The organism is Streptomyces sp. NPDC008092, assembly GCF_042957285.1.
In the GTDB taxonomy this organism is placed as follows: Bacteria; Actinomycetota; Actinomycetes; order Streptomycetales; family Streptomycetaceae; genus Streptomyces.
The window spans coordinates 1,011,979-1,038,501 of record NZ_JBIBHY010000001.1 but is presented as its reverse complement, the minus strand read 5'-3'; the positions used below and the strand labels follow the sequence as shown (position 1 = coordinate 1,038,501).

Sequence of the window (26,523 nt, the reverse complement as noted above, 5' to 3'; positions counted from 1 at the left end):
GACCGGGTCGCCCGATCGAGGGACTGGTGGGGCCGGGGCACCGGCCACGAGACTCGGGCCATGACCGCTTCCTCCGACCGGCCGCAGGCGCTCGCCTGGGACACCCCCGCCGCGGCGGCCGCCTACCGCGACCGGGACATGCGGCTGGCCCGGCAGCTGATCTTCCCCGCGGTCCTCGACGGGGTCGGCACTCCCCCGGACCCCGGCGCGACCGTCCTCGACATCGGCTGCGGCACCGGCGCGCTCGCCCTGGAGCTGGCCCGGGGCGGCGGCTGGTCGGTGCAGGGCGTCGACCCCTCGGCGCACATGCTGGACATCGCCCGCGCCGACCGCCCGCACCCGCGCGTCGACTACCGCCTCTTCGACGGCCGTTCGCTGGCCTGGATCCCGGACGGCACCGTCGACGCGGCCGTCTGCTGCCTGGTCTACTGCACCGACCCCGACGACCTGCGGCTGGCCGCGCTGACCGCCGAGATCCACCGGGTGCTCCGGCCCGGCGCCCCCTACGTCCTCGCCGACCTCAACCCGGCCGCGGTCGGGGAGCAGTTCGCCACCCTGCGGTACGGCGAGCCCGGCGCGTCCTACGCGGAAGGGGCGCCCGTGCCCACCGAACTGCGCCGGCTCGACGGCGGCTCGGTCACGACGGTCTGCCACTTCCGCTCCGTGTCCGCCTACACCGCCCTGCTCACCGGGGCCGGGTTCGCAGCACCCGCCGCCGTCACCCCGGCCGTGGCCGGGCCCGACCCGGCGGCCGGGATGGGCCGGGCGCCGTACATGCTGCTCAGTACCGCCCGTCCCGGGGCCGGCCGCTGAGGGCGTCGCGCAGGCCCGCGCGGGAGGAGACGCCGAGTTTCGGGAAGGCGCTGCGCAGGTGCGCGGCCACCGTGCGGGGCGAGAGGTAGAGCCGGGCGGCGATCTGCTTGTTGGTCAGCCCGGTCGCGGCCAGCTGGGCCGTCTGCAGCTCCTGCGGGGTGAGCAGGGCCGCGCCGTGCGCACCGGACGCCGGGCCGGCGACGGCGATGCCGCTGGCCCGCAGCTCGTTCGCGGCCCGGTCGCTCCAGGGGACCGCGCCCAGGCGCCGGAAGGTGGTGAGCGCCGCGTCGAGATGGACCCGGGCCGCGCCGCCCGCCCTGGCCCTGCGCAGCCGTTCGCCGTAGAGCAGGCTGATCCGTGCCCGTTCGAAGGGCCAGCGCTCGGCGTCCGGGGTGGCGAGGGCGCGCTCGAACAGGTCGTGGGCGACGGCGTCCGGGGTGGCGACGGCCCGGGCGGCGTCGGCCAGCATCGCCAGGCGGGGCGAGACGGCGGGGATGTGGGTCTCCCGGACCGCGGCCGCATGGTCGGCGGCCTCGGCATGGCGGCCGGTGCGGGCCGCGGTCTCGGCGAAGTCCAGGAAGAACCAGAGGGCATGGGGCTGGTACGGCGGCAGCTCGCCCGGGGTGACGACCGACGCCAGGTGCCGGTACGCGCTCTCGAAGTCGGCGCCGCCGAGCGCGCACATCGCCCTGATGTGGGCCGCGTACACGCCCAGCGTGTCCAGCCGCCGGGGGCCGCCCCAGGACACCAGGCGGTCGGCGACGGTCAGCGCGGTGCGGGTGTCGCCCCGGGCGGCGGCCAGCAGGCCCCGCAGGTACCGGCAGGGCTGCGCCGTGAGCCGGTAGCTGTGCCGGTCGCACCAGCGCAGCCCCTCCTCGGTCAGCTCCGGTATGTCGTCCCACCGTCCGGAGAAGTAGGCGTCGTTCGCCAGCATGAAGCTCGCCTCGATCGCGGCGGCGACGGCACCACCGTCGCGGCCGCTGTCGACGACCCGGCGCAGCGCGCCGCGGCAGCCGGGCAGCCGGTCGACGAAGGCGGCCGCGGCGGCCGCACCGATGATCCGCCTGAGGTCCGTCTCGCGGTGCAGGTCCGCGATGAGGCCGTCGAGCGTGTCCAGCACGGGCAGCGCGGCGTGCGCGGGGTCGCCCAGGGCACCGCGGAGCACCGGCAGCAGCGGTTCGCCGGCCGCCGACGGGGTCTCGCGGACCACGTCGTCGAAGGTCCGCCACAGCTCCGGCCGGCCGCTGTAGAAGCACACCCGGACCAGGGTGAGCACCGCTTCGTGCAGGACGTCGGTGCCGAACCGGTGCTGCGGGTGCCGGCCGCCGAGGGCGCCGACGAGGAGTTTGTGGGCGGTGTCGGCATCGCCCTCGCCGTTGACGAGCTGGCTGGCCGCGGCGGTCGCGGCGGCCAGGGAGCCGGGGTCCGCGGGGTCGGCGAGCGCCGCGCCGTCCAGCAGGGCGCGTACGTTGCGCAGGTCGCCGGTGATGTTGGCGCCCAGGCAGGCCGCCTCGGTCAGCATCCTGGCCTTGGCCGTGCCGTCGAGGCTCAGTTCGGCGGCGCGCAGCAGGGTGGTGACGGCACCGACGGCGTCGCCGCGGCCCAGGGTGCGGTGGGCGACCTCGTGGAGGAGGGCGGCCACCTCGTCGTCCGGCCCGATCGTGGCGTCGGCGAGGTGCCGGGCCCGGTGTTCGGATCCCGCCGGGAACTCGCGGGCCAGGGCCAGGTGCCCGCGCCTGCGCTCGGCGCCCGTCGACAGCTCCAGGACCGCGGACCGGGTCAGCGGATGCCGGAAGGCGAGCCGGCCGGTGGTGGGCTCCACCCGTACCAGGCCCGCCTGCTCGGCGGGACCGAGGGCGGCCGGCACGTCGGCGTTCCCGGCCCGTCGGAGGATGTCCAGGCGGCCGGAGCCGTCGAGGACGGCGAGCAGCAGCAGGTCCCGCGTCGGTTCGGGCAGGCTGCCGATCCGGTCGCCGTAGATCCTCTGCAGCCGCTCCGACAGGGGCAGCGCGGCCGGCAGCGGTCCGCGGTCCGTCAGCCGTGCCCCGTCGAGGGTGGCCGGCAGCTCCAGCAGGGCCAGCGGGTTGCCGGCGGCCTCGGTGACCAGCCGGCCGCGGACCCCCGGCGGCAGGGCCGGGAAGCGCTCCGCCACCAGGCGGTGCGCGGACTCCGGGTCCAGCGGCGGGACCTCGTGGGTGGGCAGGCCGGCGCCGCTCAAGTACGACTCGTCGCCGGTCCGGGAGGCGGCCAGCAGGGCCAGGGGGCCGGTGCGGATGTGGCGGGCGAGGCTCGCCAGGACGACCGCGCTGGGGCGGTCGAGCCAGGTCACCTGGTCGACGACGAGTGCGACGGGGCCGGTGCGGGCCGCGGTCCGGGACAGCAGGGTGTGGACGGCGCCGGCCACGGCGCGGAGTTCGGCCGGCTGCTCGTCGGACCGGCCGAGGGCGGCGCGGAGCGCGCCCGCCCGGCGGGCGGGCAGCGCGGCCATCTCGTCCGCCAGCGGCTGGAGCAGCTGGTGCAGGGCCGAGAAGCTGACGCTCTCCTCGAAGGGCGAGCCCACGACCCGCACGACCCTGAAGCCCCGCTCGGCCGCCCGCGCCGCCGCGGCGTCCAGCAGGGCGCTCTTGCCGACGCCCGCGTCGCCGGTCAGCATCAGCGCGGCGCCCCGGGACCCGGCGGCGGCGAGGAACCCGTCGAGCAGGGCCAGCTCCGCCGACCGCCCGACGAGGCGGCCGCCCGGCCCCGGGCCCGCCCCCGCGTCGAGGTCAACGGCTGCCTCGCCGGCCGGAGTTGCGGGGGCCGTCACAGCGCTTCCCCGCGTGGCGCGAGCGCCGTCGTGCCCGCGACCGCGATGTCGGCGATCCGCTCCAGGTAGCTGCCGTCCACAGGCTGACGGGTGAGCAGCAGTCTGAAGTGGATCGGCGAGACGAACAGTTCCAGCAGCGTGCGGCTGTCGACGTGGGCGGGGAGCTCGCCGCGGGCCTTGGCCCGTTCCATCATGACCTCGGCCCCGGTGAGGCGGTTCTCCCAGAACTCGTGCCGGCTCCGCGCGGCGTCGGCGTCGTCGTCGTGGGCGGCGAGGCTCCGGACGAGTGCCGAGCCCAGCGGAGAGGTTCCGTAGCCGACGATCCGCTGCCCCAGGGCGACCAGGTCCCCGCGCAGCGAACCCGTGTCGGGGACCGCCAGCAGCTCGTCGCTGAGCTCGGTCATCGAGTCGAGGACGAGCCGTTCGCGGGTCTTCCAGCGCCGGTAGATCGAGGTCTCGTGCACTCCGGCGCGCGCCGCCACCTCGGCGATGCTCAGCCTGTCCGGGCCCGACTCCGCGAGCAGTTCGAGGGTGGCCGCCGTGACGGCGGAGCGGACCTTGGCACTGCGGCCACCGGTGCGCCGGCGCACCGGCTCGGTACTCATGCCGCATACCTTAACGCAAGTATCCTGCGTTTACCCGGACCCGGTCGCCGACCCTGCCCGGCACCGGGCCGCGCACGCCGTACCGCGCCCCTCCGGAGAGCCGGGGGCGGGAGGGGCGGTTGTTCGTCACCACCTGGAGCCGGCCGGCAGCAGCGACCGGACGGACCGCCGACCCGACCCGGCCCACCCGATGACGTCGAGCACGCTCGTGCCGATCCCCGTCCCCGGGACGTGCATCTCGCGGACCCGCCCCACGGTATGAACGCGCCACACCCCCGGCTTCGGCCACATGACCTGGATGTACGGACGCCCCCGGCACCTGACCCGGGCTGTCTGGATGCGGCTCGGCCGACGGGCGACCGCGGCCACGTGACCGTCGTACCGCCTGGTCCGGCCGGAGCCGCACGTCATCCCCGGGTGTGTCCCGCCTCATCCCTTGCCGCCGCTGAAGTTCCGCCACTGGGGCCCCACCTGCCGCCATTCCGCGTCCCATTCGGCGAGCCGGCGGCGCATCAGCTGCCGGCGGACCAGCCATCCGCCGCCCCACACCGCGGTGGCGGCGAGCGGGGCCACGAGGGCGGCGCTCGCCAGGCACTCGTAGGTGACCTCGGCCCGGCTCGGCGGCGGGCCGGCCGGCCGTTCGTCGCGGGTCACCCAGATCCGCAGCAGGCTGCCCGCCCCGGCCGTGGGCAGGGCCTTGGCCAGGCCGGTGCGGGGAGAGCCGTCCGCGCCCGTCCAGCGCACGGTGACCCACGACTTCCCCACGTCGTAGCTGTCGAGGACGGGTGCGCCGCGTGCCGCGTCCTCGGTCAGGCGGGCCGACACGGGGTGGACGGCGGCGCGGCGGTCGGCGACGTTCTGGAGCACGGCCGCGCCGGCCGCCGCTCCGGCGAGCAGTCCGCCGAGGAGGGCCACGGTCCACACGGCGAGCACGATCCAGGCTTCCACGACGTCGCTGTGGCGCCGCAGCGGATTGTGCCGCCAGCGCCAGAGAAGTCTCCTGGTCACGCGCACGCCACGCGTCGTACTCATGATCCGGCGGCTTCGCCCGGGGCCCGGGAGGAGGTACGGCCGCGCGTCGACGGGGCGTGCTCCGCGTCGGGAAGGTCAGGGTCGAGGTCCGGGCGGCGGGGCGGACCGGCGAGCGCGCAGTCCACGGCGACCACGCCGTCCACGCACCGCACCCACCCGGCGGCCACCGGGCCCAGCGCGCTGTCCGGGACCCGGCCGGTGAGGGTGACGACGCCGTCGCGGACCTGCACGCGCACCCGGTCGGCCGAGTCGGCGAACAGGTGCGGGAGGATCTCGCGCCGGATCTCCGCGGCGATGTCCTCGTCGTCCCGCAGGAACACCTTCAGCAGGTCGGCGCGGCTCACGACGCCCCGCAGCCGTCCGTCCGCGTCGACCACCGGAAGCCTCTTGACGCCGTGCCGGGCCATGGTGCGCGCGGCCTCCGGCAGTGCGGTCTCCGGGTGGACGGTGACCGCCGGTACGGTCATCAGCTCCTCGGCGGTCATCGCCGTCGCCTCGGTGGGCCCGGCCGCGGGGCCCGGGCCCGGACCGTCGCAGCGGGCCTGCTCCGTGCGCAGCAGGTCGGCCTCCGAGACGACGCCGACGACGCGGCCGTCGTCGGCGAGGACGGGGGCCGCGCTCACCCGCCACTGCTGCATGGCCCTCACGATGTCCTTGAAGGCTGCGCCATGGCGCAGGGCGAGCACGGTGTGGGTCATCACGTCGTCCACGACGTGTGGAGAGCCGGTCATGACGACCTCCAGAGTCCGGCTGCGGCGGTCCGTCCGACACCCTCAGGATCGGTTACCCGTGCTCCGCGGGCATGGGCCGAACGGTCCCGTCCCGGTCCCGGTCCGGGTCCTGGTCAGGGTCTTGGATCTGGTCCCGTTCTTCGCCGGATCGGGTGGCGGGGGCTATTCGACGCTACGGCCCCGTCACCGGCACCCGCCACACCAGCGTCGTACCGCCGCCCTGCGAACCCTGCGGGCCTCCGGGGCCTCCGGGGCAGTCCCACTCCAGTCTGCCGCCGAGTTCCGCCGCGCGCTCCGCCATGTTGCGCAGTCCGCTGCGGCGGCCGTCGGGCGGGATGCCGACGCCGTTGTCCCGGACGGTGAGGACCAGTTCCCGGCCGTCGGTCGCGAGGACGACCTCCGTGCGGTCGGCACGGGCGTGCCGGGCGATGTTGGTCAGGGCCTCGGAGAGGACGGCCACCGCGTGGTCGGCGATCTCCTTGGGCACGTCGGTGTCGATCAGCCCCTCCATGCGGACGCTCGGCGCGAACCCGAGTGCCGGGGCCGCCTCACCGACCACCCGCACGGCACGCGCCCGCAGCCCGCTGCCGGCCCCGCCCTCCCGGGTCCGCAGCCCGAAGATGGTCGACCTGATGATCTTGATGGTCTCGTCCAGGTCGTCCACGGCCCGCAGCACCCGCTCGGAGGCCTCCGAGTGCTCGATGAAGCGCCCGGCGCTCTGCAGGGTCATCCCGGTGGCGAACAGCCGCTGGATCGCCAGGTCGTGCAGATCCCGGGCGATCCGGTCGCGGTCCTTCAGCACCGCGATCTCCTCGGCGTCCCGCCGCCGCTCCGCCAGCTCCATCGCGAGGGCCGCCTGCGCCGCGAAGACCTGAAGGGGCTCGGTCTCCTTCGCGGTGAACGGCGGCCGGCCCGCCTCACGCGCCAGCAGCACCACACCACGCACACCCGTCTCACCCGTGCCGATCGGGCTGGCCACCGCGGGCCCCAGCCCGGCGAACCGCGGCGGCTCGGGCGAGACCCGCTCGTCATGGACCACGTCCGTGCTGGTGACCGCGGTGCCCTCGGCGAACGCCAGGCCCATGAGCGTCCCCTTCGGCGCGAGCACCAGCCCCCGGTGCGCGTCGGCGTCCATGCCCACGGCGATCTCCACGGTGAGCGAGCCCGTGTCCGCCATGGGAGTCGCGACCGCGGCCAGCGCCGAGCCCGTGATCTCCCGGGCCTGCTCGGCGATCAGCCCGAGGGCATCCGCGGTCGCGGTGCCGGACATCAGGCTGTTCGTGATCTCCGCGCTCGCCCGCAGCCAGCGCTCGCGCAGCCGCGACTCCTCGTACAGCCGGGCGTTGTCGATCGCCACGCCGGCGGCCACGGCCAGCGTGGACGTCACCGACACGTCCTCCTCGTCGAACCGGCCGCCGCCGCGTTTCTCGGTCAGGTAGAGGTTGCCGAAGACCTGGTCGCGGACGCGGATCGGGACGCCGAGGAAGGTGTTCATCGGCGGGTGGTTCGGCGGGAAGCCGTACGAGGCCGGATGCTCGGAGAGCTTGGTCAGGCGCAGCGGCTCGGGGTGGCGGATCAGCTCTCCGAGGATCCCGTGCCCTTCCGGGAACGGGCCGATCCTGGCGATCTCCTCCTCGGTGACGCCGACCGTGTGGAAGGCCGACAGCCGCCTGCCGTCCGGGCCGATCACGCCCAGGGCCCCGTACTCGGCGTCGACCAGCACGGCCGCCGCCTCGACGATGCCGCGCAGGGCCTGCTCCAGGTCCAGTTCCCGGCCGACCGAGAGCACCGCCTCCAGCAGACTGTGCACCCGGTCCCGGGTGCCACGCGCGGCGTCCAGCCGGGCCTGCAGCTCTTCGAGCAGCTCGTCCAGCCTGAGCTGCGGCAGCCGCACCCGGGCCGCCTCGTGGCTCTCCACCGCACTCCTCCCGACCCCGTCGACTCGTACACCGGCAGGTCCGGTCAAAGCCCACCGTAGTGGGCGCCGACCGCGTCGGGCACCTGGATCGGGCAAGTGGGCCGGGCGTCCGCGCAGCGCGCCGGACACGACCGGAGCGGAGCGTCCGTAACGGGTGCGCCGCCCGAGCCGTAAGGGCCGACCAGCCCGGAAACGGTGACCATCGGTGCCTGCCGCGGGGCACGGGCCGGGGCGAGACTGGGCTCAGGAGCGGCACCGGTCCCCCGCGGTGCCGCTCCGTGCCGCCTGTGCCGACGGGCGCGCGGCGGGGTCAGGAGATGGGGTCCAGGCCGTACCGGGTGCGGCCGCCGGTCAGCGCGCGTCCGGTGACCAGTTCCGGCTCGATGCGGACGAAGACCTCCCGCGGGGACGGAACCCAGGACGTGGGGCCGTCCCGGACGAGCCGTGCGTGTTCGCCGGGGTCGGTGACCACGGCCGCGCGGCCGGTCACGACGACGCTCCAGCCGGCCTGTGCGACGGCGTCGACCTCGTCGGCCTCGAACGCGACGACGGAACCGTCGACGGCCCGCACCAGCTCCGAGGCCTCGGACGTGCGCAGGACCACCGCTCCGTCGCGGTCCAGCCCGAAGTTGACGGGCAGCACGGCCGGCAGCGCCCCGCGCGTGTGGACGATACGGCCGACCGGCACCCCGGTGAGCAGCCGCAGGCACTCCCGCCGGTCGAGTTCACGGAATCCGTCGTTGGCATACATCGGCCGCCTCGTCTCCCAGCTCTCTCACGACAGCTCTCTCAGGACAGCTCTCTCACGACAGCTCTCTCACGACAGCTCTCTCAGCGCCCATCCAGCTTGTCCCGGCTCGGCGGGGTCCGCGTGGGGCCGTTCGGCCCCCGTCGACGGCCGGACGGTCCCTCCCGTGCCGGAGCACCGCAGGACGGGCCGTTCGGGCCCGCCGCCAGGTCGTCGAGAGGGCCGAACGGCACTTCCGCACGACCCGCCGGCTGGACTTCGCTCTCTTCATGGCCGACAACCACCCGAGGTCCGCGACGTACCGCACCACCTGTACCGACGGGGGCACCACCGTCGTCGCCCTGCACGGCGACCTCGACCTCCTGGCGGTTCCGGTCCTCTCCGCGGTCCTCGACCACCTGACGTCCGGTGCGGAGCCCGATCTGGTGCTCGACCTGAGCCCAATCTCGTTCATCGACTGCTCCGGCCTCGGCCTCCTGTGCCGGGCCCGCAACCGGGTCCGGTACCGCACCGGCAGACTGCGCCTGGTCGCACCGGACGACGACTTCCGCCGGCTGCTGCGCCGCACGGGCCTGGGCGACGCCTTCGAGCTGTATCCGGGCCTCCCCGACGCCCTCGCCGCCGAGGACGTCCCCGGAGCGGTCGCCTGACCGGGCCCGCGCCCGCGTCCGGGACGTTCAGCCGTTCCAGGTCCAGTCGGCGACCTCGGGCAGGTCGGTGCCGTGGGCGCGGATCCAGGCCCGGTGGCGGGTGCGGGCGTCGGCCATCTGCTGGCGTACGGCGGCGGCCCGGACGGCGAGGCCGGGAACGCGGTCGATGACGTCCATGACCAGGCGGTAGCGGTCCAGGTCGTTGCGGACGACCATGTCGAACGGCGTGGTCGTGGTGCCGGACTCCTTGTAGCCGCGCACGTGCAGGTGCTCGTGGCCGGTGCGGCGGTAGGCGAGGCGGTGGATCAGCCAGGGGTACCCGTGATAGGCGAAGATCACCGGCTTGTCGGCGGTGAACAGGCCGTCGTACTCGAAGTCGGTCATGCCGTGCGGGTGTTCGTCCTTCGGAAGCAGCCTCGTCATGTCGACGACGTTCACCACCCGCACGGCCAGCTGGGGCAGCTGCCGGCGCAGCAGCTGGGCGGCGGCGAGCACCTCCTGGGTGGGCACGTCACCGGCGCAGGCGAGCACCACGTCGGGTTCGTGGGTGCCGTTCTCGGTGCCGGCCCACTCCCAGATCCCGGCGCCGCGCGCGCAGTGCACGCGGGCCTGGTCCATGGAGAGCCAGTCGAAGCAGGGCTGTTTGCCGGCCACGATCACGTTGACGTAGTCGCGGCTGCGCAGCGCGTGGTCCGCCACCGAGAGCAGGGTGTTGGCGTCCGGCGGGAGGTAGACGCGGACGACCTCGGGGCTCTTGTTGAGGACGTGGTCGACGAAGCCGGGGTCCTGGTGCGAGAAGCCGTTGTGGTCCTGGCGCCAGACATGCGACGTGAGCAGGTAGTTGAGGGAGGCGACGGGCGCCCGCCACGCCAACTCCCGCGATGTCTTGAGCCACTTGATGTGCTGGTTGACCATCGAGTCGACGATGTGCACGAACGCCTCGTAGCAGGAGAACAGCCCGTGCCGGCCGGTGAGGAGGTAGCCCTCCAGCCAGCCCTGGCAGGTGTGTTCGGAGAGGATCTCCATCACCCGGCCGTGCCGGTCCAGGTGTTCGTCGACCGGCAGCCGCTCGGCCTGCCAGGCCTTGCCGCTGGCACCGTAGACGGCCTGGAGCCGGTTGGAGGCGGTCTCGTCCGGGCCGACCAGCCGGAAGTCCCGGCGGGTCCCGGTGTCCGCCATGACGCGGGCCAGGAAGTCGCCGAAGACTCGGGTGGGTTCGTGCAGGGCGGTGCCCGGCTTGTCGACGGGGACGGCGAACTCGTCGAGGTCGGCCAGGGGCAGGTCGCGGACGAGCAGCCCGCCGTTGGCGTACGGCGACGCGCCGAGCCGTTTCGCGCCGTCGGGGACGCAGGCGAGCACGTCGGCGGCGGGACGGCCGTCGGGACCGAAGAGTTCCTCGGGCCGGTACGACCGCAGCCACGCCTCCAGCTGCCGCAGATGCTCGGGGTTCTCCCGGACACCGGCCAGCGGGACCTGGTGGGCCCGCCAGGTGCCCTCGACGGGCACGCCGTCCACCTCGACCGGACCGGTCCACCCCTTCGGCGTACGCAGCACGATCACCGGCCAGTGCACCCGTTCGGCGACCCCCTCCTCGCGCGCCGAACGCTGCATCACGGCGATCCGGTCCAGCGCGTCGTCCATCGCCGCCGCCATGGCCCGGTGGACCTCGCGCGGGTCGTCGCCCGTGACGTGGATCGGCAGATGGCCGTAGCCGCGCAGCAGCTCGTCCAGTTCGGACTCCGGCAGGCGGGCCAGGACGGTCGGGTTGGCGATCTTGTAGCCGTTGAGGTGCAGGATCGGCAGGACGGCGCCGTCATGGACCGGGTCGAGGAACTTGTTGGAGTGCCAGGAGGCGGCCAGCGGCCCGGTCTCCGCCTCGCCGTCGCCGATCACGCAGGCGACCAGCAGGTCCGGGTTGTCGAGCGCCGCGCCGTAGGCGTGGGAGAGGGAGTAGCCGAGCTCGCCGCCCTCGTGGATGGAACCGGGCGTCTCGGGGGCCACGTGGCTGGGTACGCCGCCGGGGAAGGAGAACTGCCGGAACAGCCGGCCCATCCCCGCCCCGTCCCGGGTGACGTCCGGGTAGGTCTCGCTGTAGCTGCCCTCCAGCCAGGAGTTGGCCAGCACGGACGGGCCGCCATGGCCCGGCCCCCACACGCACAGCGCGTCGAGGCCGCGCGCCCTGATCACCCGGTTGAGATGGGTGTACACGAGGTTCAGGCCCGGTGAGGTGCCCCAGTGGCCGAGCAGCCGGGGCTTGATGTGCTCGGGCCGCAGGGGCTCGGTGAGCAGCGGGTTGGCCATCAGGTAGATCTGGCCCGCCGCGAGGTAGTTGGCGGCACGCCAGTGCGCGTCCAGGGTGCGCAGTTCCTCATCTGACAGTACGGTGGCGTCCTGGTGTTCGACCTTGGACATCGGATGGCTCCATGGGTAGGTCATCGGGCGGTGGAGGCGGCATGGCCGGCAAGCGGGCGGCGGAGCTGCCGCGCAAGGTGTACGAAGCGGAACTGCTGCGGTTGCAGACCGAGTTGGCGAAACTGCAGGAGTGGGTGCGGGCCACGGGCGCACGTCTTGTAGTGATCTTCGAGGGACGGGACGCGGCCGGCAAAGGCGGGACGATCAAACGGGTGACCGAACACCTCAACCCGCGGATCGCCCGGATCGCGGCGCTGCCGAAGCCCACCGAGCGCGAGCGCACCCAGTGGTACTTCCAGCGGTACGCGGAGCATCTCCCGGCGGCCGGGGAGATCGTGCTGTTCGACCGGTCCTGGTACAACCGGGCCGGCGTCGAGCACGTGATGGGTTTCTGTACGAAGGAGGAGTACCAGCTCTTCCTGCGGCACTGCCCGATCTTCGAGCGGATGCTGGTGGAGTCCGGGATCCTGCTGCGCAAGTACTGGTTCTCGGTGAGCGACACCGAGCAGCAGGAACGGTTCCGCAAGCGTCTCGACGATCCGGTGCGGCGCTGGAAGCTCTCGCCGATGGACCTGGAGTCGATCACCCACTGGGAGGCGTACTCCCGGGCGAAGGACGAGATGCTGGTCCACACGGACGTCCCCGACGCTCCCTGGTACGTCGTGGAGAGCGACGACAAGCGCCGGGCCCGGCTGAACATGATGGCCCACCTGCTGTCGACGGTGCCGTACCACGACGTGCCGCCGCCGGTGCTGAAGCTCCCGAAGCGGCCGCCGTCGACCGGCTACGAGCGCCCGCCGCGGGATCTGCAGACCTACGTCCCCGACCACGCGGCCGGTCTCTGAGCAGCGGCCGGTCACCGCGGTCGCCTCCGCCCGGGTACGACGCCCGGTGCGACCGCGACCGGTCGGGTCCCTCGACGGTCCCGGCCCGCGTCCCGGTCCCGGTGCGGGTGCTCGTGCCCTGCCATGGCGGCGATCCCTTCGGGGAGTCGGGGACGACGCGTGCGTTTCCGCACGCCTCCCACCCTGGCGGGACCGGCACGGGCGCGCCGGATGCCGAAGGTCGGTACCCGTTGGGCCGAACGGCCCAATCCGTGCCCGCTGTTGAGCATGTACGCGGCGTGTGCGTGGCGGCACGACACGCCCGGCGGCCTCGCGGCACGAGGAGGACCGGCGGCATCGCGGCACGGTAAGGACCGGCGGCATCGCGGCACGACGAGGACCGGCGGATTCTGGGCTCACCGGACGGAAGGCGAGGCATGACCCACGGCAGCGGCGGACCCCCGGGGTGGCAACGGCTCGTGCCCGGACTCGTCTCGCTGCTCGGCTACCGGCGCGCCTGGCTGAGGGGCGACCTGCTGGCCGGGGTGACCGTCGCCGCGTACCTGGTGCCGCAGGTCATGGCGTACGCCGGGGTGGCCGGGCTGCCCCCGGTAGCGGGGCTGTGGGCGATCCTGCCCGCGCTGGCCCTGTACACGGTGTTCGGCTCCTCGCGGCTGCTGTCGGTCGGCCCGGAGTCGACGACCGCCCTGATGACGGCCACCGTGGTCGCCCCGCTCGCCACCGGCGACCCCGCCCGGTACGCCGTACTGGCGGCCGGCCTCGCCGCCACGGTCGGACTGCTCTGCCTGGTCGCGCGCGCCGTCCGGCTGGGCTTTCTGGCGGACCTGCTCTCCCGCCCCGTCCTGATCGGCTACCTGGCCGGGGTCGCCCTGATCATGGTCGTGGACCAGCTGCCCAAACTCACCGGAGTACCGGGGACGGGAACCGAGTTCTTCCCCCAGCTCTGGTCGTTCTTCACCCATCTGGGCGAAGCCCATGCGCCGACCGTGGTCTTCTCGGCGGCGACGCTGCTCTTCCTCCTCGTCGTCACGCGGTACTTCCGGGTGCTCCCCGGCCCGCTGCTGGCCGTGGTCCTGGGCACGGCGGCCGTGGTGGCGTTCGGCCTCGACGGCCGTTACGGCATCAAGGTCATCGGCACCGTCCCGGCGGGTCTGCCCGACCTCGCCGCGCCCGACCCGGCCGAGCTGCCGCGCCTGGTGCTCCCCGCGCTCGGGGTCCTCCTGGTGGCGTACACGGACTTCATCCTCACCGCCCGCGCGTTCGCCGGCCGCGGCCCCGCCGACGGCCCGGAGCTCGACGCCGACCAGGAGTTCCTGGCCCTCGGCGCGGCCAACCTCGGCGCGAGCGCCCTGCACGGCTTCCCGGTGAGCAGCAGCGCCAGCCGCACCGCCCTGGCCACCTCGGCGGGGGCCCGCAGCCAGGCGTACTCCCTGGTCGCCGGCGCCCTGGTCCTCGCGGTCCTGCTCTTCCTCAGCCCCCTCCTCGCCCGGACGCCCACCGCGGTGCTCGGCGCCCTGGTCGTCTACGCGGCGACCCGCATGACGGACCTCGCCGGCTTCCGCCGCCTGGCCGCCTTCCGCCGCCGCGAACTGCTCCTCGCGCTCGGCTGCCTGGCCGGGGTCCTCGCCCTGGACATCCTGTACGGCGTGCTGGTCGCCGTCGGCCTGTCGGTGGCCGAACTGCTGACCCGGGTGGCCCGCCCGCACGACGCGGTCGAGGGCCTGGTGCCCGGCGTCGCCGGCATGCACGACATCGACGACTACCCCACCGCCCGGACGATCCCCGGTCTCCTGGTCTACCGCTACGACTCGCCCCTGTTCTTCGCCAACGCCGAGAACTTCCACCGCCGGGCGCTGGCCGCCGTCGACGGGCAGACCGCGCCCGTCCGGTGGTTCGTCCTCAACACCGAGGCCAACGTGGAGGTCGACATCACCGCCCTCGACGCGGTGGACGCCCTGCGCCGCGAACTGACCGCGCGCGACGTCGTCTTCTGCCTCGCCCGGGTGAAGCAGGACCTGCTGGACAGCCTGGAGGCGTACGGCCTCGCGGACGCGGTCGGCCACGACCGCATCTTCCCGACCCTGCCGACGGCGGTGACCGCCTACCGCGCATGGCTGGCGGCCCAGCCGGGCGGGTAGGGGCGTGGACCGGGCACGGCTCACACGGCTCGCGCGGCTCGCGCGGCTCGCGCGGCTCGCGCGGCTCACACGGCTCGCGCGGCTCCCGCGGGGAGCGGCCGTCCGGTCCGCGGTCCCGTACCGAAGGTCCCGGGCCGCAGGGACCGCTCGGCCCATGGCGGGCCCGGCCCCGGCACCGCACGCTGGCGGTGGTAGCCCGTACCCACGTCCCGTCCCGGGAGGCAGGCCATGAACACCCCGTCGACCCTCAGCATGCTGCACGTCCTGCCCGCCGACCGGCAGCGGCAGCTGATGCGCCACGCCAGGGAGGTCTCCTTCCCGCAGGGCACGCGGCTCTTCGAGGAAGGCGGTCACGCCGACCGGTTCTGGATCATCCGGACCGGCCGCGTCGAACTCGACATGCACGTCCCGGGCCGCCGTGCGGCCGTCATAGAGAGCCTCGGGCACAACGAGCTCATCGGCTGGTCCTGGCTGTTCGCACCCCCGGTCTGGCACCTGGGCGCCGAGACCACCACACCGGTACGCGCCTACGAGTTCGACGCCGCGACCGTGCTGGCCCTGTGCCAGGAGGATCCGGCGCTGGGCAACGCGGTCAGCCAGTGGGTGGGCCAGGTGCTCGCGCACCGCCTGCGCGCGGCCCGCAAACGGCTGCTGGACCTGTACGCCCCGTACGGCGCGGGCGCGAGCGTCTGACGCCCCCCGTCACCGTCGGCGGACACCGCTCCGGTGAGGCAAGTGGGGCCGGTCGGCCCTAGTGCAACCCGCCCGGGCGGACGATGATCCTAATGGTGGGCCCACGGTCTACCCTCGGTCCAAGACAGCCGGGGAGCCGGGACAGCCGGAGGGCCGGGGCAGCCGGGGAGCCGGAGGGCCGGCCGGAAAGCCGGTTGGCCGGAGGATCGGTCCGCGGGAGGACCGGTCCGCCGGAGAGCCGGTCGACCGAGGAGCCGGTCGGCCGAGGAGCCGGTCGGCCGAGGAGCCGGTCGGCCGAGGAGCCGGTCGGCCGGGGACAAGGGGACGTCATGATGTCGGAGTCACGCACCTTCTCGGAGCAGGACCCGATCCGCGTGTTCCTGCTCGACGACCACGAGGTCGTCCGGCGCGGTCTGACGGACCTCCTGGACGCCGAACCCGACATCTCGGTCGTCGGCGACGCCGGCACCGTCCAGCACGCCCTCGCCCGCGGCCCCGCCGTGCGCCCGCACGTCGCCGTCCTCGACGTCCGGCTGCCCGACGGCGACGGCATCACGGTCTGCCGGGAGCTGCGCGACCAGATGCCCGGCCTCGCCTGCCTCATGCTCACCTCCTTCGACGACGAGGAGGCCCTCCTCGACGCGATCATGGCCGGGGCGTCCGGCTACGTCCTCAAGCAGATCAAGGGCTCGGACCTGGTCTCGGCGGTCCGCACGGTCGCCTCGGGCCAGTCGATGCTGGACCCCGCGACCACGGCCCGCCTCATGCGCTCCCTGCGCGCCGACCCCGCCGAGAGCCCGGCCGTGCCGCCCGAGCTGGCGGGCCTCTCGCCCCGCGAGCGGGACATCCTCGCCCTCATCGGCGACGGCCTGACCAACCGCGAGATCGGCAAGAAGCTCTACCTCTCCGAGAAGACCGTCAAGAACCACATCTCCCGCCTCCTCGCCAAGCTGGGCGTCCAGCGTCGCGTCCAGGCCGCGGTCCTCGCCTCCCACCTGGAGCAGCCGGAGAGCGGAGGCCGACCCGCGAAGTAGTTCCGGAGCGGGGCAGAACCGGGGGGATCGGGGCGCCGAAGAAAATCCCGCCCAGTTTCTGTTACGACGGCACCGGTGGCGGTCCCTCCCCTCACATGGACACCTCCGCTCCCACCCCGGAGCCCCGCAAACCCCTCTCCCACCGCGCTCCGGCATGGTCGCGCCGCAAGCTCCTCGGCACCGCGGCGGGCGGCACCGCTGCCGCCGCGCTCGGCACGTTCGGCGTCACCCGCTTCGCCTCGGCGGCCGACACCGGCACCACCGCGAGCGCCTCCGGTGACGTCGTGGGCAAGGTGACCGTCGGCTACCAGGGCTGGTTCGCCTGCAAGGGCGACGGCGCCCCCATCAACGCCTGGTGGCACTGGGCCCCCAACAGCGCCGCCACCCCCTCCCCCACCAACAACGGCATCAAGGCCTGGCCCGACATCCGCGACTACACCCACACCTACACCACCGCGTTCGCGAACTTCGGCAACGGCCGCACCCCCGCCCTCTTCTCCTCCTACGACCAGCAGACCGTCGACACCCACTTCCTGTGGATGCAGCAGTACGGCATCGACACCGCCGCCCTGCAACGCTTCAACCCCACCGGCGGCGAAGGCCCCACCCGCGACGACATGACCACCAAGGTCCGCAGCGCCGCCGAGACCTACGGCCGCAGGTTCTACGTCATGTACGACGTCAGCGGCTGGACGAACATGCAGTCCGAGATCAAGACGGACTGGACGAACAAGATGTCCGCCCACACGGCGAGTTCGGCGTATGCCACACAGAACGGCAAGCCGGTCGTGTGCGTCTGGGGCTTCGGCTTCAACGACGACAAGCACGCCTTCACCGCCGACGCCTGCCTCGACGTCGTCAACTGGTTCAAGAACCAGGGGTGTTACGTCATCGGCGGCGTCCCCACCTGGTGGCGCACCGGCACCGGCGACTCACGCTCCGGCTTCGCCGACGTCTACCACGCCCTCGACATGATCTCCCCCTGGATGGTCGGCCGGATCGGCACCGCCGCCGACGCCGACAACTTCTACACCAACGCCACCGTCCCCGACCTCGCCGACTGCACCTCGCACGGCATCGACTACCAGCCCTGCGTCCTGCCCGGCGACGTCGCCGAACACCAGCGCGCCCACGGCGACTTCATGTGGCGGCAGTTCTACAACATGGTCCGCGCCGGGGTGCAGGGCATCTACATCTCCATGTACGACGAGTACAACGAGGGCAACCAGATCGCCAAGACCGCCGAATCACAGGCCTGGGTGCCCACCGACTCCGGCCTCCTCGCCCTCGACGAGGACGGCACCGCCTGCTCCGCCGACTACTACCTGCGCCTGACCGGCGACGGCGGCCGCATGCTCAAGGGCACCCTCGCCCTCACCGCCACCCGGCCCACCACCCCCTACGTCAACGGCACTTCCGCAGGCGCCCCCGCCATCGCCACCATCACCCTCAAGGCCCGTGCCAACAGCAAGTACGTCACCGCCGAGAACGCCGGCGCCAACCCCCTCGTCGCCAACCGCGACACCGCCGGCACCTGGGAGAAGTTCGACCGGATCGACCTCGGCAACAACACCATCGCCCTCCGCTCCCGCGCCAACGGCCGGATCGTCTGCGCCGACAACGCCGGCACCTCCCCCCTCATCGCCAACCGCACCGCCATCGGCAGCTACGAGACCTTCCAGCTCGTCAAGAACACCAACGGCACCGTCAGCCTCCTCGCCACCACCAACGGCAAGTACGTCACCGCCGAGGACGCCGGCGCCGACCCTCTCGTCGCCAACCGCACCGCCATCGGCACCTGGGAACAGTTCGACATGACGACGGTCTAGGCGCCGTCGACGGCCGCGGCCGGCCTGCGCTTGCGTGGAGCGCAGGTGAACTGCTCGACGCCCTGGCGGTACCGAGTCCCGAGCCAGGCACCGCGTCCCTATCGTGGCGCCATGACGGACGAACAGCTGCCTGCGCAGGTCTTCCCGAACCGCTTTCCCGAGGCGGTGGACTCCCGGCCCGGAGTGCCGCAGGACCGCTGTCACTGCTTCAGCCAGGGCCGGGTGAGCCCGCCCGGCGCGTCGACGGCCTTCCACGCCGAGATCCAGGACACCGGCGCTCCGGGCTGGCTGCGGCTGCTGGAGCTGATCGAAGAGGCGGCGGCCGACGGGCGGGAGGAGTTCCGCCCACTGCCGGAACTGAGTCCCGAGGAGCGGCGGCAGATCGTGACGCTGCCGGCGTCGATAGGACGGCTGACGGCGGTGCGGACCCTCGTGCTGTACGGAAGCAACCTGGTTCGGATACCTCCCGAGATCGGAGGCATGGCAAGCCTGGAGGAGTTCAGCCCCTACACTTCGCGACGGCTGCACTGGTTCCCGTACGAGATCACGCGGTGCGGCCGGCTGGTGAACAGCACGGTGAGCACGCGCTCGATCTACGGCAACCACAAGTACCGGCCGCCGTTCCCGCGGCTCCTCCCACCCGGCGACACGGTCCTGGACCTCGACGGTCTGCCTCCCGCCCGCTGGGGCACCACCACAGCCCGCACCTGCGGTGTCTGCACCGGGCCCATCCCGACGACGGGCCCGCACCAGGCGTGGCTCTCCCGGGCGGTGGCGACCGACGTCCTGCCGCTCCTGGTCAACGCCTGCTCCCAGGCATGCCTCGGCGCCCTGCCCCCCGGGACGAGGGGCCACCTCCCCGCACCGCATCGCGGCGGCCCGATCGAACAGCCTCCGCCGCGCTGACAGGGACCACACGTATCCGCGAACCCTCGGCAGATCGCCTGCTCGGCACCGGCGGGAACCCGGCGCGGCAGCGGCGGACGACACGTCACATGCCCCGTCATCCGCCACGGCATCAGCAGCCGTCTCGCGGATTCCCGGGGGATCCCGGTCCGACGCACGTAAAGGCACAGCGCCGCCGTCCACCGGTGGGCGCTCGTCGCCGGCCTCACGAAGGCTGCAGAACTTTTTCGCGGGTCACGACAACCTCGGGTGGGGCCGCACGTCTGGTGGGGTGAAAGGCAGTTTCCGGGGCGGGATTTCCGGTCCCGGCGCTGTCCGACCAGTCAGCGTTGTCCCTGAACTCTTTGGAGTCGTTTCCTATGCGGCACTCCCGCGCCAAGAAGTCGAACCGTCCCCTGCGCACCTGGATGCTGGGGTCGGCTGCCGGTCTCGCCCTGGTGGTGGGCGGCGGCATCGCCGCCCAGGCCGCCACCGGCGGCCACGCCCACCCGGCCGAGTCGGGCAAGTCGGCACCGGCCGACCCGAAGCCCGTGCCCTCGACCCCGGGCACGCACACCTCCGGCGACACCGACCCGACCCCGGTACCGGGCGACGAGAACGGCAAGCCCTACCCGAAGCCCGTCCCCTCCACCCCGGGCACGCACACCTCCGGCGACACCGACCCGACCCCCGTGCCGGGCGACGAGAACGGCAAGCCCTACCCCCGGTAACACCGGCCGCTGAGCCGCCGACCATCGGTGTGGCGGGGCCGGACCGGAGCCGGCCCCGCCGTACCCCTGATGTGAACGAGGACGATGCAGCTCACCCTTGCCCTGCCCTGGTGGACCCGGCTGATGCGCCGTACCCGGACCACCCCCTCTCCGGCGTCGGGCGTGCCGCACCCCGGCCGGCGATTCCGGCACCTGCGTTCGGTGGCGGACCGGGACGGCGAGAAGGACGCCCCCACACTCGCCGATCTGTACCGGACCCGACGGCTCGACATGGTCCGGCTGGCGGCCTTCCTGGTGGACGACCTGCACTCCGCCGAGGACGTCGTCCAGGACGCCTTCGCCGCCGTCTGCCGTCGGCACGGCGAACGGCTGGACGACCTCCAGGACGCGCATGCCTACCTGCACACCGCGGTGGTCAACGCCGCCCGCTCGATGCTGCGTCGGCGGCGCACCGCACGCGCGTACACCCCGCCCTACCAGGGCCCGGGGGCGCCGGTCGACGAACTGCTGCTGCTCGCCGAGGAGCACCGGCAGGTCTTCGACGCGCTGGCCCGACTCACCGCGCGCCAGCGCGAGGTGCTGGTCCTGCGTTACTGGTCCGACCTGACCGAGGCACAGATCGCGGAGACCCTCGGCGTGTCCCGTGGCACCGTCAAGTCGACCGCGAGCCGCGCGCTCGCCACTCTGGAGAAGCTTTTGGAGGTGGACCGATGAGTAATCGGGCGCCGCTCGAAGAGCGGCTGCGTGCCGCGTTTGAAGCGCGCGGGCAGCTCATCAGCGCCCACGACCTGTCACCGGCCCGCCCGCCTGCCGGCAGCACCTGGGGCACACGCCGGATTCGGCGGGTGCTGTCCATCGCCGTCGCCGCCACGGCGGCGGCCGCGGCCGCCATCATCCTCGTGCTGTCCTCCGCCACCCCGGACCGCCCCCGCCCGACACCGCCCGCACGGCATTCCAGCCCCACCGTCGCCCCCACCCCCACCGTCCCGCACCCGGTACCCTCCGCCGTCCCTTCCGGGCCCTAGACGATCAATTCCGGGGGATGCCTGCGGAGGGTGCGGGGCGGGCGGTCAGGCGTCAGGGGCGACTTCGGGATGCGTGAACCGCACGGGCTTGCCCAGGGACCGGGCGTAGGCGATTTCGGCTCGGGTGCTGTCGCCGATGTAGCCGCCGACCACGAGCACCTCGTCAGCGAGCCGGATCTTCGCCCGGTGCAGATCGTCGAGTCGAACCTTCAGCGCCTCGGCCTCGACAGGATCGGACCAGAGTTCGTGCGGCGACTTCAGGTCACAGCCCGGTTTGACGACGATCTTTCCGGCTTCGGTCTCCCGCAGATCGGCCTCGTTCATCTCGGTCATGAAGCGGGTGGAGCCGCAGATGACGACGATACGCGGGAGGCCCAACAGCCTCTTCGCGTCGGCGAGCTTCTCCTCGGGGGTGAGCAGGTGCGGGTCTGACACTAGCCGGCCCTGACCCAGGTGGCGCTGAAGTCGGTGCCGTTGCTCAGCGCGCTGACGGTGTCCTTGTTCTGGCCCGTGCCGGTGACCATGACGATCTGCGACGGGTGGGCGTCGGCGAGCGGGAAGCCCTGGACCAGGGTTTCCTGGACGGAGACGGTGCCGAAGTCCGCCAGCGGCTGGATGCAGCCGCTGTCACAGGGGGGCAGCCCCACGATGACCTCGACGGAACTGGGCGGCGGGCCCGAGGCCACGCCGCGCGGGTGCTCCGACCAGCGCGCGGTGTAGTCCAGGATCCCCATGTCGTAGGACTTGAGGAGGGGGTTGTAGTGCGAGAAGGCGGTCAGCTCGTCGCCGGGCTGGACGGGTTCGCTGAAGGTGTGCCGCTGATCCGGGTAGAACTGGTACCAGGCGTAGTACACCGGGGTGCCGTTCGAGCAGTCGGCCTCGGTGCCGATCTGCTCGACCGTGCTGTTGGTGTAGCCGTCCAGGCCCACCCAGACGCTGGAGTACTGGCTGCCGGAGGTGCAGCTGACCGCCGGCAGCACCCAGGTGGCCTGGATGAGGTCGTGGGCGCCGGAGGCGGCGTACCCGGACCAGTCGGCGCTTCGCATGGGGGCCGCGTCGGCGGCGCTCGCCGAGATCAGCGCGGACGCGGCGGCGAGGACGAGCGAGGCGAGGAAGATGCACATGCGTCTTAACAAGGAGTGCTCCCTGAGAGGGGCGGAGGGCTCGGCGATGGTCGGCTCCCGCCGCCGGGTCTGCCATCATTCCGTCCCGACCCCGCCCGCGACCAGCGTTCGCCAGGAGTCGTCCGGCTGAAGCTGACGTCACCGGTGACGGTGACGGCCGTCGGGACGGCGCGGGCGAGGCCGGCGCGCGCGGTCGGGGTCATGGCATCGTCCTCGGGCATCAGCCGGGCAGGGGCTCACGTGCCGCGGTCGGCGATCACGCGGGAGTCGTTCTGCACCGAGCCTCACAGCCAGGGGCAGGGGCCAAAAGCGGAGGAACACATCCGGGGAGGAAGACTTCCTGGGAGTAATCTCTCCCCCCTTCCCCGGCTGCGATCGATGCCATGCTCGGCGTATGACCAGCAATGTCCCCCTCAACGAGCTGGGAGAGTTCCTCAGGAAGCGTCGCTCGGAACTGAGCCCGCGCGCTGTCGGACTGCCCGACACCGGCGGGCCCCGCAGGGTCGCCGGGCTGCGCCGCGAGGAGGTCGCCCAGCTCGCCAGCATCAGCACCGACTACTACACACGCCTCGAACAAGGCCGCATGCACGCCTCCGCGCCGGTCCTCGACGTTCTCGCCCGGGTGCTCCACCTGGACGACGACGAGCGCGGTTACCTCTTCCAGCTAGCCGGCAAGACCAGCACCCGAAGCCGGAGCCGGGGCCGGCAGAAGGTCCAGCCGCAACTGCAGCGGGTGCTGGACGACCTCACCGCGACCCCGGCCGTCGTGCAGGGCCGCCGCGGGGACGTCCTGGCCTGGAACGCGCTGGCGGCAGCGCTGGTCACCGACTTCTCCCGGATCCCGGAGAAGCAGCGCAACTACCCGCGGATCATCTTCGTCGATCCGGCCATGCGCACCCTCTACGCCGACTGGGAGACCTCGGCGAGGCTCGCCGTGGCTCAGTTGCGGATGGAGGCGGCGAAGTACCCCGAAGACCCTCGGCTGATCGAGCTGGTCGGTGAACTGTCCCTGCGGGACAAGCAGTTCGCCCAGTGGTGGGGCGACCACAAGGTTGCGGCGCGCACGGTGGGCACCAAGACCCTCGACCACCCGGTCGTCGGCGAACTCGTCCTGGACTGGGACACCCTCACCGCCAGCACCGACCCCGACCAGAACCTCACCGTCTGGACCGCCGAACCCGGCTCCGCCACCCACGACCGCCTGGGCATCCTCGCCTCCTGGGCCGCCGACCAGCACCTGCCGGCGTCGCAGCCGCCGAGCTGACGGCGCGGGCCGCATGGTGGCGTACTGCTCATGCGTCGTGGTGGCTGCGGGAGGCCGGGGCGGGGTCCGGCCGGACGTCTTCGGTGGCGGCCCAGGAGGCGAGCAGCCGCAGGGCGTCGTGGTCGGGGGTGCCGGGCGCGGCGCTGTAGGCGGTGAGGGTCAGCCCCGGCTGGGCGGGCAGTTCCATGGCGTCGAAGTCGAGGGTGAGGGTGCCGACGGCCGGGTGGTGGAAGGACTTGCGGCCGGTGTGGTGCAGGCGCACGTTGTGCCTGGCCCAGGCGGTGCGGAACTCCTCGCTGCGGGTGACGAGTTCGCCGATCAGTCCGGTGAGCTCGGTGTCGTGCGGGGCACGGCCCGACTCGGTGCGGAGCAGGGCGACGGTGGTCTGCACGGACACCTCCCGGTCGGGGAAGAAGTCATGGCCGGCGGGCAGGAGGAACTGGGAGCGGGCGATGTTGGCCGTCTGCGCGGTGGGAGTGGGGAACAGGGGGGCGTAGAGGGCGCGGCCGAGGGTGTTGGTGGCGAGGATGTCCAGGCGGCCGTTGCGGATGAAGGCCGGCGAGTCGGTCATGGAGCGCAGGACGCGCAGGACGCTGTCCGGGAGCGGGCCGCGGGCGCGCCTGCGGCGGGCCGGGCGCTTGGCGGCGGCCCGGGCCAGGTCGTACAGGTGGGCGCGTTCGGCGTCGTCGAGCTGGAGGGCGTTCGCGACGGAGCCGAGGACCTCCTCGGAGGCCCCGGCGATGCGGCCGCGTTCCAGGCGGACGTAGTAGTCGATGCTGACGCCGGCGAGCAGGGCGACTTCCTCACGGCGCAGGCCGGGCACGCGCCTGTTGCCGCCGTAGGCGGGCAGCCCGGCCCGCTGCGGGGTGATCCTGGCGCGCCGGGAGGCCAGGAACTCGCGGATGTCGCTCTCGGTACTCACCGTTCCAGGCTAGGCCGGGCGGCGCGGGCGTGGGGGGTCCTGTCAGTACCTGGCGGCGCAGACCCTCCCTCACCGCCTTGAGCTGCTGTTTCCTCGACAGAGGCAGACCGTTCAGACCAAGGAGTCGTCTCTCATGCCGAAGCAGTCCGCACCCCAGGAGCTGGCCGGGATCGCGCCCAAGCTCGTCGAGATCACCGATCAGGTCCTCTTCGGTGACGTCTGGGAACGGCCGGGACTGTCGCCGCGCGACCGAAGCCTGGTGACCGTCAGCGTGCTGGCCGCCCTCTACCGCGGCGAGCAGCTCGACCACCACCTGGGCGTGGCCCTCGACAACGGGCTGGCCGTGGCGGAGCTGTCCGAGGCGATCACGCACCTGGCCTTCTACGCCGGCTGGCCCAACGCCATGTCGGCGATCACCAGGCTGAAGGGCATCGCCGAGAAGCGCGGTGCCTGAACCTGCACGAAGAACACGAAAACGAACACGAACACAAGCACACGCACACGCACACGCACACGCACGAGCACGAGCACGAGCACGAGCACAAAGGAATCGATCATGGAACTGCTCCCGAAGCCACCGACGATGAAGCTGCCCGAGAAGTGGTTCACCGGGGACGCCTGGGCGGACGTGATCTACCGCGGTGAGGAGCCGTCCCGAGCCCGTGCCAACGCGGTGCGCTTCGCACCCGGTGCCCGCACCGCCTGGCACTCCCACGGCCTGGGCCAGACCCTGTACATCGTCGAGGGCATCGCCCTGATCCAGTCCCGCGGCGGCGCCATCCTCGAAGCCCACCCCGGCGACGTGGTCTGGACCCCGCCGGGCGAGCAGCACTGGCACGGCGCCGCCCCCGACCACTTCATGGTCCACATCGCGCTGTGGGAGACCGACGAGGTCGACTGGCTCGACCACGTCACGGACGCCGAGTACGTCGGCCCGCGCCGCAGCACCCGCGGCGCCTGATCCGCGCTCCCGTCCCGTCGGCAGCGCCATCGGATGTCAGCCGGCCACGTCCGTCAGCCGCGTCGGCGGAAGCCTGCGGTGGATCGGCCCGGTGACCCGGGTGAGGGGCAGGCCGGTGCTCCGGTTGGCGTGGGCGATGATCTCGGCGGTGATGGAGACGGCCGTCTCCTCGGGGGTCCGGGCGCCGAGGTCGAGGCCGATCGGGGAGCGCAGCCGCTCCAACTGCCCTTCATTCACTCCGACTTCGCGCAGCCGGCGCAGGCGTTCGTCATGGGTGCGCCGGGAGCCCATGGCGCCGACGTAGCCGACGGGCAGGTCGAGGGCGAGGCGGAGCAGGGGGATGTCGAACTTGGCGTCGTGGGTCAGGACGCAGACGGCGGTCCGGGCGTCCACGGCCGTCCGTGCCAGGTACCGGTGGGGCCAGTCGACGACCACCTCGTCTGCGTACGGGAAGCGGGCCTCGGTGGCGAAGACGGGGCGGGCGTCGCACACGGTGACGTGATGGCCGAGGAAGCTGCCGGCCCGAGCGAGAGCGGCGGCGAAGTCGACGGCGCCGAAGATCAGCATGCGGGGGCGGGTGGCGGCCGCGTGGACGAGGACGGAGAGCTGCTCCGGGCAGCTGTCGGCGTCTCCTCCGAGGGAGAGCAACGCGGCGCGTCCGGTGCGCAGTTGGGCGGCGGCCCGGTCCGCGACCGCCCGGCCGGTCGGCCCGTCGCCGAGCCCGCGGTCGGCGATCCAGCTGTCCCCCAGCACGCTCAGCACAGCGCCGGCCATCAGGTCGGGGCCGTCGACGACCTGCGCGACCGCTGCGGGCCGGCCCTCGGCGGCCTCGGCGAGCGCCGCACCGAGATGCGGCCGACCGGCGGGGTCGATGCGCTGGACGAGGACGCCGAGTTCGCCGCCGCAGGTCAGTCCCACGGCGAAGGCGTCGTCGTCGGAGTAGCCGAACCAGGCCCGCCGGGTGGGCCCTTGGTCGTGCAGCACCTGTCGGCACAGCTCGTACACCGCGCCCTCGACGCAGCCGCCGGAGATGCTGCCGACGGCGTTCCCGTCCTCGTCCACCCCAACCGACGTCCCGATGGGCAGGGGTGCGCTGCCGGTGACGTCCACGATGGTGGCCAGGGCGAAGGGGCGTTCCGCACGGCACCAGCGGTGCAGTGTGTCCGCGATGTTCAGCATGGGGGGCTCCGGGGCAGACGAGCGCCGTCGTAGAAGTCGTGCAACGGGTGAGCGGGCCGCCGCCGCGGCAGGGCGCATGCGCGGCGGCGGCCCGGGGAGGGACCGGCAACCGTACGGGGAGTTCGGCTGCCGGACCCGGCTGTGGGGGCGGTGGGAGTGGCGGTAGCGGTTTCGGTGA

25 protein-coding genes are annotated in these 26,523 nt (G+C 73.2%); 14 read left to right on the top strand and 11 right to left on the bottom strand.

Annotated elements, in window-relative coordinates; all coding sequences use genetic code 11:
* Nucleotides 1–60 precede the first annotated feature (60 nt).
* The gene (locus ACFZB3_RS04285) at nucleotides 61–813 is read left to right on the top strand and encodes a methyltransferase domain-containing protein (protein WP_391369340.1); all 753 of its coding nucleotides are present in this window, start codon (nucleotides 61–63) and stop codon (nucleotides 811–813) included.
* Here the strand turns inward: ACFZB3_RS04285 and ACFZB3_RS04280 are convergent.
* From ACFZB3_RS04280 to ACFZB3_RS04255, 6 genes are all read right to left on the bottom strand, one after another.
* Nucleotides 782–3,619: an AAA family ATPase gene (locus tag ACFZB3_RS04280; RefSeq protein ID WP_391369338.1), complete on the bottom strand. Its 2,838-nt coding sequence runs from the start codon at nucleotides 3,617–3,619 to the stop codon at nucleotides 782–784. The two genes, ACFZB3_RS04285 and ACFZB3_RS04280, sit on opposite strands and share 32 nt — an antisense overlap.
* Nucleotides 3,616–4,224 carry a TetR/AcrR family transcriptional regulator C-terminal ligand-binding domain-containing protein gene (locus ACFZB3_RS04275; RefSeq protein WP_391369335.1) on the bottom strand — a complete coding sequence of 203 codons (609 nt, stop codon included), beginning with the start codon at nucleotides 4,222–4,224 and terminating at the stop codon, nucleotides 3,616–3,618. The genes ACFZB3_RS04280 and ACFZB3_RS04275 overlap by 4 nt, the downstream gene beginning before the upstream one ends.
* Before the next feature lie 429 nt (nucleotides 4,225–4,653).
* Entirely contained in the window at nucleotides 4,654–5,256 is a 603-nt protein-coding gene (locus ACFZB3_RS04270) for a hypothetical protein (RefSeq protein ID WP_391369332.1), read from the bottom strand.
* Nucleotides 5,253–5,987, bottom strand: coding sequence for a CBS domain-containing protein (locus ACFZB3_RS04265; RefSeq protein ID WP_391369329.1), 735 nt, complete (start codon nucleotides 5,985–5,987; stop codon nucleotides 5,253–5,255). The genes ACFZB3_RS04270 and ACFZB3_RS04265 overlap by 4 nt, the downstream gene beginning before the upstream one ends.
* A gap of 172 nt (nucleotides 5,988–6,159) precedes the next feature.
* Nucleotides 6,160–7,905, bottom strand: coding sequence for a GAF domain-containing protein (locus ACFZB3_RS04260; RefSeq protein ID WP_391369317.1), 1,746 nt, complete (start codon nucleotides 7,903–7,905; stop codon nucleotides 6,160–6,162).
* Between the two features lie 310 nt (nucleotides 7,906–8,215).
* Nucleotides 8,216–8,656, bottom strand: a complete 441-nt coding sequence (locus ACFZB3_RS04255) for a pyridoxamine 5'-phosphate oxidase family protein (RefSeq protein WP_391369314.1) — start codon at nucleotides 8,654–8,656, stop codon at nucleotides 8,216–8,218.
* A gap of 266 nt (nucleotides 8,657–8,922) precedes the next feature.
* Here ACFZB3_RS04255 and ACFZB3_RS04250 point away from each other — a divergent pair, with 266 nt between their 5' ends.
* Complete coding sequence (locus tag ACFZB3_RS04250; protein WP_391369311.1) at nucleotides 8,923–9,303, top strand: anti-sigma factor antagonist; 381 nt, start codon at nucleotides 8,923–8,925, stop codon at nucleotides 9,301–9,303.
* 27 nt (nucleotides 9,304–9,330) lie between these two features.
* Here ACFZB3_RS04250 and ACFZB3_RS04245 read toward each other — a convergent pair whose 3' ends face one another.
* Nucleotides 9,331–11,715 carry a phosphoketolase gene (locus tag ACFZB3_RS04245; RefSeq protein ID WP_391369308.1) on the bottom strand — a complete coding sequence of 795 codons (2,385 nt, stop codon included), beginning with the start codon at nucleotides 11,713–11,715 and terminating at the stop codon, nucleotides 9,331–9,333.
* Nucleotides 11,716–11,756: 41 nt separating this feature from the next.
* On the opposite strand from ACFZB3_RS04245, the gene ppk2 reads away from it, so the two are divergent.
* The 9 genes from ppk2 (at nucleotide 11,757) to ACFZB3_RS04200 (ending at nucleotide 20,895) form a co-directional block, all read left to right on the top strand.
* Entirely contained in the window at nucleotides 11,757–12,560 is an 804-nt protein-coding gene (gene ppk2 / locus ACFZB3_RS04240) for a polyphosphate kinase 2 (RefSeq protein WP_391369305.1), read from the top strand.
* A 416-nt stretch (nucleotides 12,561–12,976) separates the two neighbouring features.
* Nucleotides 12,977–14,698 carry a sulfate permease gene (locus ACFZB3_RS04235; RefSeq protein WP_391369302.1) on the top strand — a complete coding sequence of 574 codons (1,722 nt, stop codon included), beginning with the start codon at nucleotides 12,977–12,979 and terminating at the stop codon, nucleotides 14,696–14,698.
* A 228-nt stretch (nucleotides 14,699–14,926) separates the two neighbouring features.
* Complete coding sequence (locus ACFZB3_RS04230; protein ID WP_391369299.1) at nucleotides 14,927–15,391, top strand: cyclic nucleotide-binding domain-containing protein; 465 nt, start codon at nucleotides 14,927–14,929, stop codon at nucleotides 15,389–15,391.
* 332 nt (nucleotides 15,392–15,723) lie between these two features.
* Nucleotides 15,724–16,425, top strand: coding sequence for a response regulator (locus ACFZB3_RS04225; protein ID WP_391369769.1), 702 nt, complete (start codon nucleotides 15,724–15,726; stop codon nucleotides 16,423–16,425).
* A 95-nt stretch (nucleotides 16,426–16,520) separates the two neighbouring features.
* On the top strand, nucleotides 16,521–18,254 hold the full coding sequence (locus ACFZB3_RS04220) for a xylosidase (RefSeq protein WP_391369296.1): 1,734 nt from the start codon (nucleotides 16,521–16,523) through the stop codon (nucleotides 18,252–18,254).
* Nucleotides 18,255–18,365: 111 nt separating this feature from the next.
* Entirely contained in the window at nucleotides 18,366–19,160 is a 795-nt protein-coding gene (locus ACFZB3_RS04215) for a leucine-rich repeat domain-containing protein (RefSeq protein ID WP_391369293.1), read from the top strand.
* A 359-nt stretch (nucleotides 19,161–19,519) separates the two neighbouring features.
* On the top strand, nucleotides 19,520–19,870 hold the full coding sequence (locus tag ACFZB3_RS04210; RefSeq protein ID WP_391369290.1) for a hypothetical protein: 351 nt from the start codon (nucleotides 19,520–19,522) through the stop codon (nucleotides 19,868–19,870).
* 84 nt (nucleotides 19,871–19,954) lie between these two features.
* On the top strand, nucleotides 19,955–20,584 hold the full coding sequence (locus tag ACFZB3_RS04205; protein ID WP_391369287.1) for a SigE family RNA polymerase sigma factor: 630 nt from the start codon (nucleotides 19,955–19,957) through the stop codon (nucleotides 20,582–20,584).
* Nucleotides 20,581–20,895 (top strand): hypothetical protein, encoded by a 315-nt coding sequence (locus ACFZB3_RS04200; RefSeq protein ID WP_391369284.1) that lies wholly within the window; start codon nucleotides 20,581–20,583, stop codon nucleotides 20,893–20,895. The genes ACFZB3_RS04205 and ACFZB3_RS04200 overlap by 4 nt, the downstream gene beginning before the upstream one ends.
* 45 nt (nucleotides 20,896–20,940) lie before the next feature.
* Here the strand turns inward: ACFZB3_RS04200 and ACFZB3_RS04195 are convergent, their stop codons facing one another.
* Both ACFZB3_RS04195 and ACFZB3_RS04190 read right to left on the bottom strand, forming a co-directional pair.
* Nucleotides 20,941–21,330, bottom strand: a complete 390-nt coding sequence (locus ACFZB3_RS04195) for a hypothetical protein (RefSeq protein ID WP_391369281.1) — start codon at nucleotides 21,328–21,330, stop codon at nucleotides 20,941–20,943.
* Nucleotides 21,330–22,031 (bottom strand): G1 family glutamic endopeptidase, encoded by a 702-nt coding sequence (locus ACFZB3_RS04190; protein ID WP_391369278.1) that lies wholly within the window; start codon nucleotides 22,029–22,031, stop codon nucleotides 21,330–21,332. Before ACFZB3_RS04190 ends, ACFZB3_RS04195 begins: the two co-directional genes overlap by 1 nt.
* Before the next feature lie 382 nt (nucleotides 22,032–22,413).
* On the opposite strand from ACFZB3_RS04190, the gene ACFZB3_RS04185 reads away from it, so the two are divergent.
* On the top strand, nucleotides 22,414–23,283 hold the full coding sequence (locus tag ACFZB3_RS04185) for a helix-turn-helix domain-containing protein (RefSeq protein WP_391369275.1): 870 nt from the start codon (nucleotides 22,414–22,416) through the stop codon (nucleotides 23,281–23,283).
* Between the two features lie 28 nt (nucleotides 23,284–23,311).
* Here the strand turns inward: ACFZB3_RS04185 and ACFZB3_RS04180 are convergent, their stop codons facing one another.
* On the bottom strand, nucleotides 23,312–24,205 hold the full coding sequence (locus ACFZB3_RS04180; protein ID WP_391369272.1) for a helix-turn-helix domain-containing protein: 894 nt from the start codon (nucleotides 24,203–24,205) through the stop codon (nucleotides 23,312–23,314).
* Between the two features lie 133 nt (nucleotides 24,206–24,338).
* Here ACFZB3_RS04180 and ACFZB3_RS04175 point away from each other — a divergent pair, with 133 nt between their 5' ends.
* Both ACFZB3_RS04175 and ACFZB3_RS04170 read left to right on the top strand, forming a co-directional pair.
* Nucleotides 24,339–24,659, top strand: a complete 321-nt coding sequence (locus tag ACFZB3_RS04175; RefSeq protein WP_391369269.1) for a carboxymuconolactone decarboxylase family protein — start codon at nucleotides 24,339–24,341, stop codon at nucleotides 24,657–24,659.
* Between the two features lie 102 nt (nucleotides 24,660–24,761).
* Entirely contained in the window at nucleotides 24,762–25,166 is a 405-nt protein-coding gene (locus tag ACFZB3_RS04170) for a cupin domain-containing protein (RefSeq protein ID WP_391369266.1), read from the top strand.
* Between the two features lie 36 nt (nucleotides 25,167–25,202).
* On the opposite strand, the gene ACFZB3_RS04165 is transcribed toward ACFZB3_RS04170, so the two are convergent.
* Entirely contained in the window at nucleotides 25,203–26,345 is a 1,143-nt protein-coding gene (locus tag ACFZB3_RS04165; protein ID WP_391369264.1) for an XdhC family protein, read from the bottom strand.
* Nucleotides 26,346–26,523 lie beyond the last annotated feature (178 nt).

What these genes read in the sequence shown, in the direction of transcription:
- ACFZB3_RS04230 (WP_391369299.1), top strand. Translation starts at nt 14,927, where the DNA reads ATGAACACCCCGTCGACCCTCAGCATGCTGCACGTCCTGCCCGCCGAC.
- ACFZB3_RS04175 (WP_391369269.1), top strand. Translation starts at nt 24,339, where the DNA reads ATGCCGAAGCAGTCCGCACCCCAGGAGCTGGCCGGGATCGCGCCCAAG.
- ACFZB3_RS04245 (WP_391369308.1), bottom strand. Translation starts at nt 11,715, where the DNA reads ATGTCCAAGGTCGAACACCAGGACGCCACCGTACTGTCAGATGAGGAA.
- ppk2 (WP_391369305.1), top strand. Translation starts at nt 11,757, where the DNA reads ATGGCCGGCAAGCGGGCGGCGGAGCTGCCGCGCAAGGTGTACGAAGCG.
- ACFZB3_RS04255 (WP_391369314.1), bottom strand. Translation starts at nt 8,656, where the DNA reads ATGTATGCCAACGACGGATTCCGTGAACTCGACCGGCGGGAGTGCCTG.
- ACFZB3_RS04200 (WP_391369284.1), top strand. Translation starts at nt 20,581, where the DNA reads ATGAGTAATCGGGCGCCGCTCGAAGAGCGGCTGCGTGCCGCGTTTGAA.
- ACFZB3_RS04270 (WP_391369332.1), bottom strand. Translation starts at nt 5,256, where the DNA reads ATGAGTACGACGCGTGGCGTGCGCGTGACCAGGAGACTTCTCTGGCGC.
- ACFZB3_RS04235 (WP_391369302.1), top strand. Translation starts at nt 12,977, where the DNA reads ATGACCCACGGCAGCGGCGGACCCCCGGGGTGGCAACGGCTCGTGCCC.
- ACFZB3_RS04220 (WP_391369296.1), top strand. Translation starts at nt 16,521, where the DNA reads ATGGACACCTCCGCTCCCACCCCGGAGCCCCGCAAACCCCTCTCCCAC.
- ACFZB3_RS04170 (WP_391369266.1), top strand. Translation starts at nt 24,762, where the DNA reads ATGGAACTGCTCCCGAAGCCACCGACGATGAAGCTGCCCGAGAAGTGG.
- ACFZB3_RS04285 (WP_391369340.1), top strand. Translation starts at nt 61, where the DNA reads ATGACCGCTTCCTCCGACCGGCCGCAGGCGCTCGCCTGGGACACCCCC.
- ACFZB3_RS04205 (WP_391369287.1), top strand. Translation starts at nt 19,955, where the DNA reads ATGCAGCTCACCCTTGCCCTGCCCTGGTGGACCCGGCTGATGCGCCGT.
- ACFZB3_RS04225 (WP_391369769.1), top strand. Translation starts at nt 15,724, where the DNA reads ATGTCGGAGTCACGCACCTTCTCGGAGCAGGACCCGATCCGCGTGTTC.
- ACFZB3_RS04165 (WP_391369264.1), bottom strand. Translation starts at nt 26,345, where the DNA reads ATGCTGAACATCGCGGACACACTGCACCGCTGGTGCCGTGCGGAACGC.
- ACFZB3_RS04250 (WP_391369311.1), top strand. Translation starts at nt 8,923, where the DNA reads ATGGCCGACAACCACCCGAGGTCCGCGACGTACCGCACCACCTGTACC.
- ACFZB3_RS04215 (WP_391369293.1), top strand. Translation starts at nt 18,366, where the DNA reads ATGACGGACGAACAGCTGCCTGCGCAGGTCTTCCCGAACCGCTTTCCC.
- ACFZB3_RS04185 (WP_391369275.1), top strand. Translation starts at nt 22,414, where the DNA reads ATGACCAGCAATGTCCCCCTCAACGAGCTGGGAGAGTTCCTCAGGAAG.
- ACFZB3_RS04210 (WP_391369290.1), top strand. Translation starts at nt 19,520, where the DNA reads ATGCGGCACTCCCGCGCCAAGAAGTCGAACCGTCCCCTGCGCACCTGG.
- ACFZB3_RS04275 (WP_391369335.1), bottom strand. Translation starts at nt 4,224, where the DNA reads ATGAGTACCGAGCCGGTGCGCCGGCGCACCGGTGGCCGCAGTGCCAAG.
- ACFZB3_RS04265 (WP_391369329.1), bottom strand. Translation starts at nt 5,987, where the DNA reads ATGACCGGCTCTCCACACGTCGTGGACGACGTGATGACCCACACCGTG.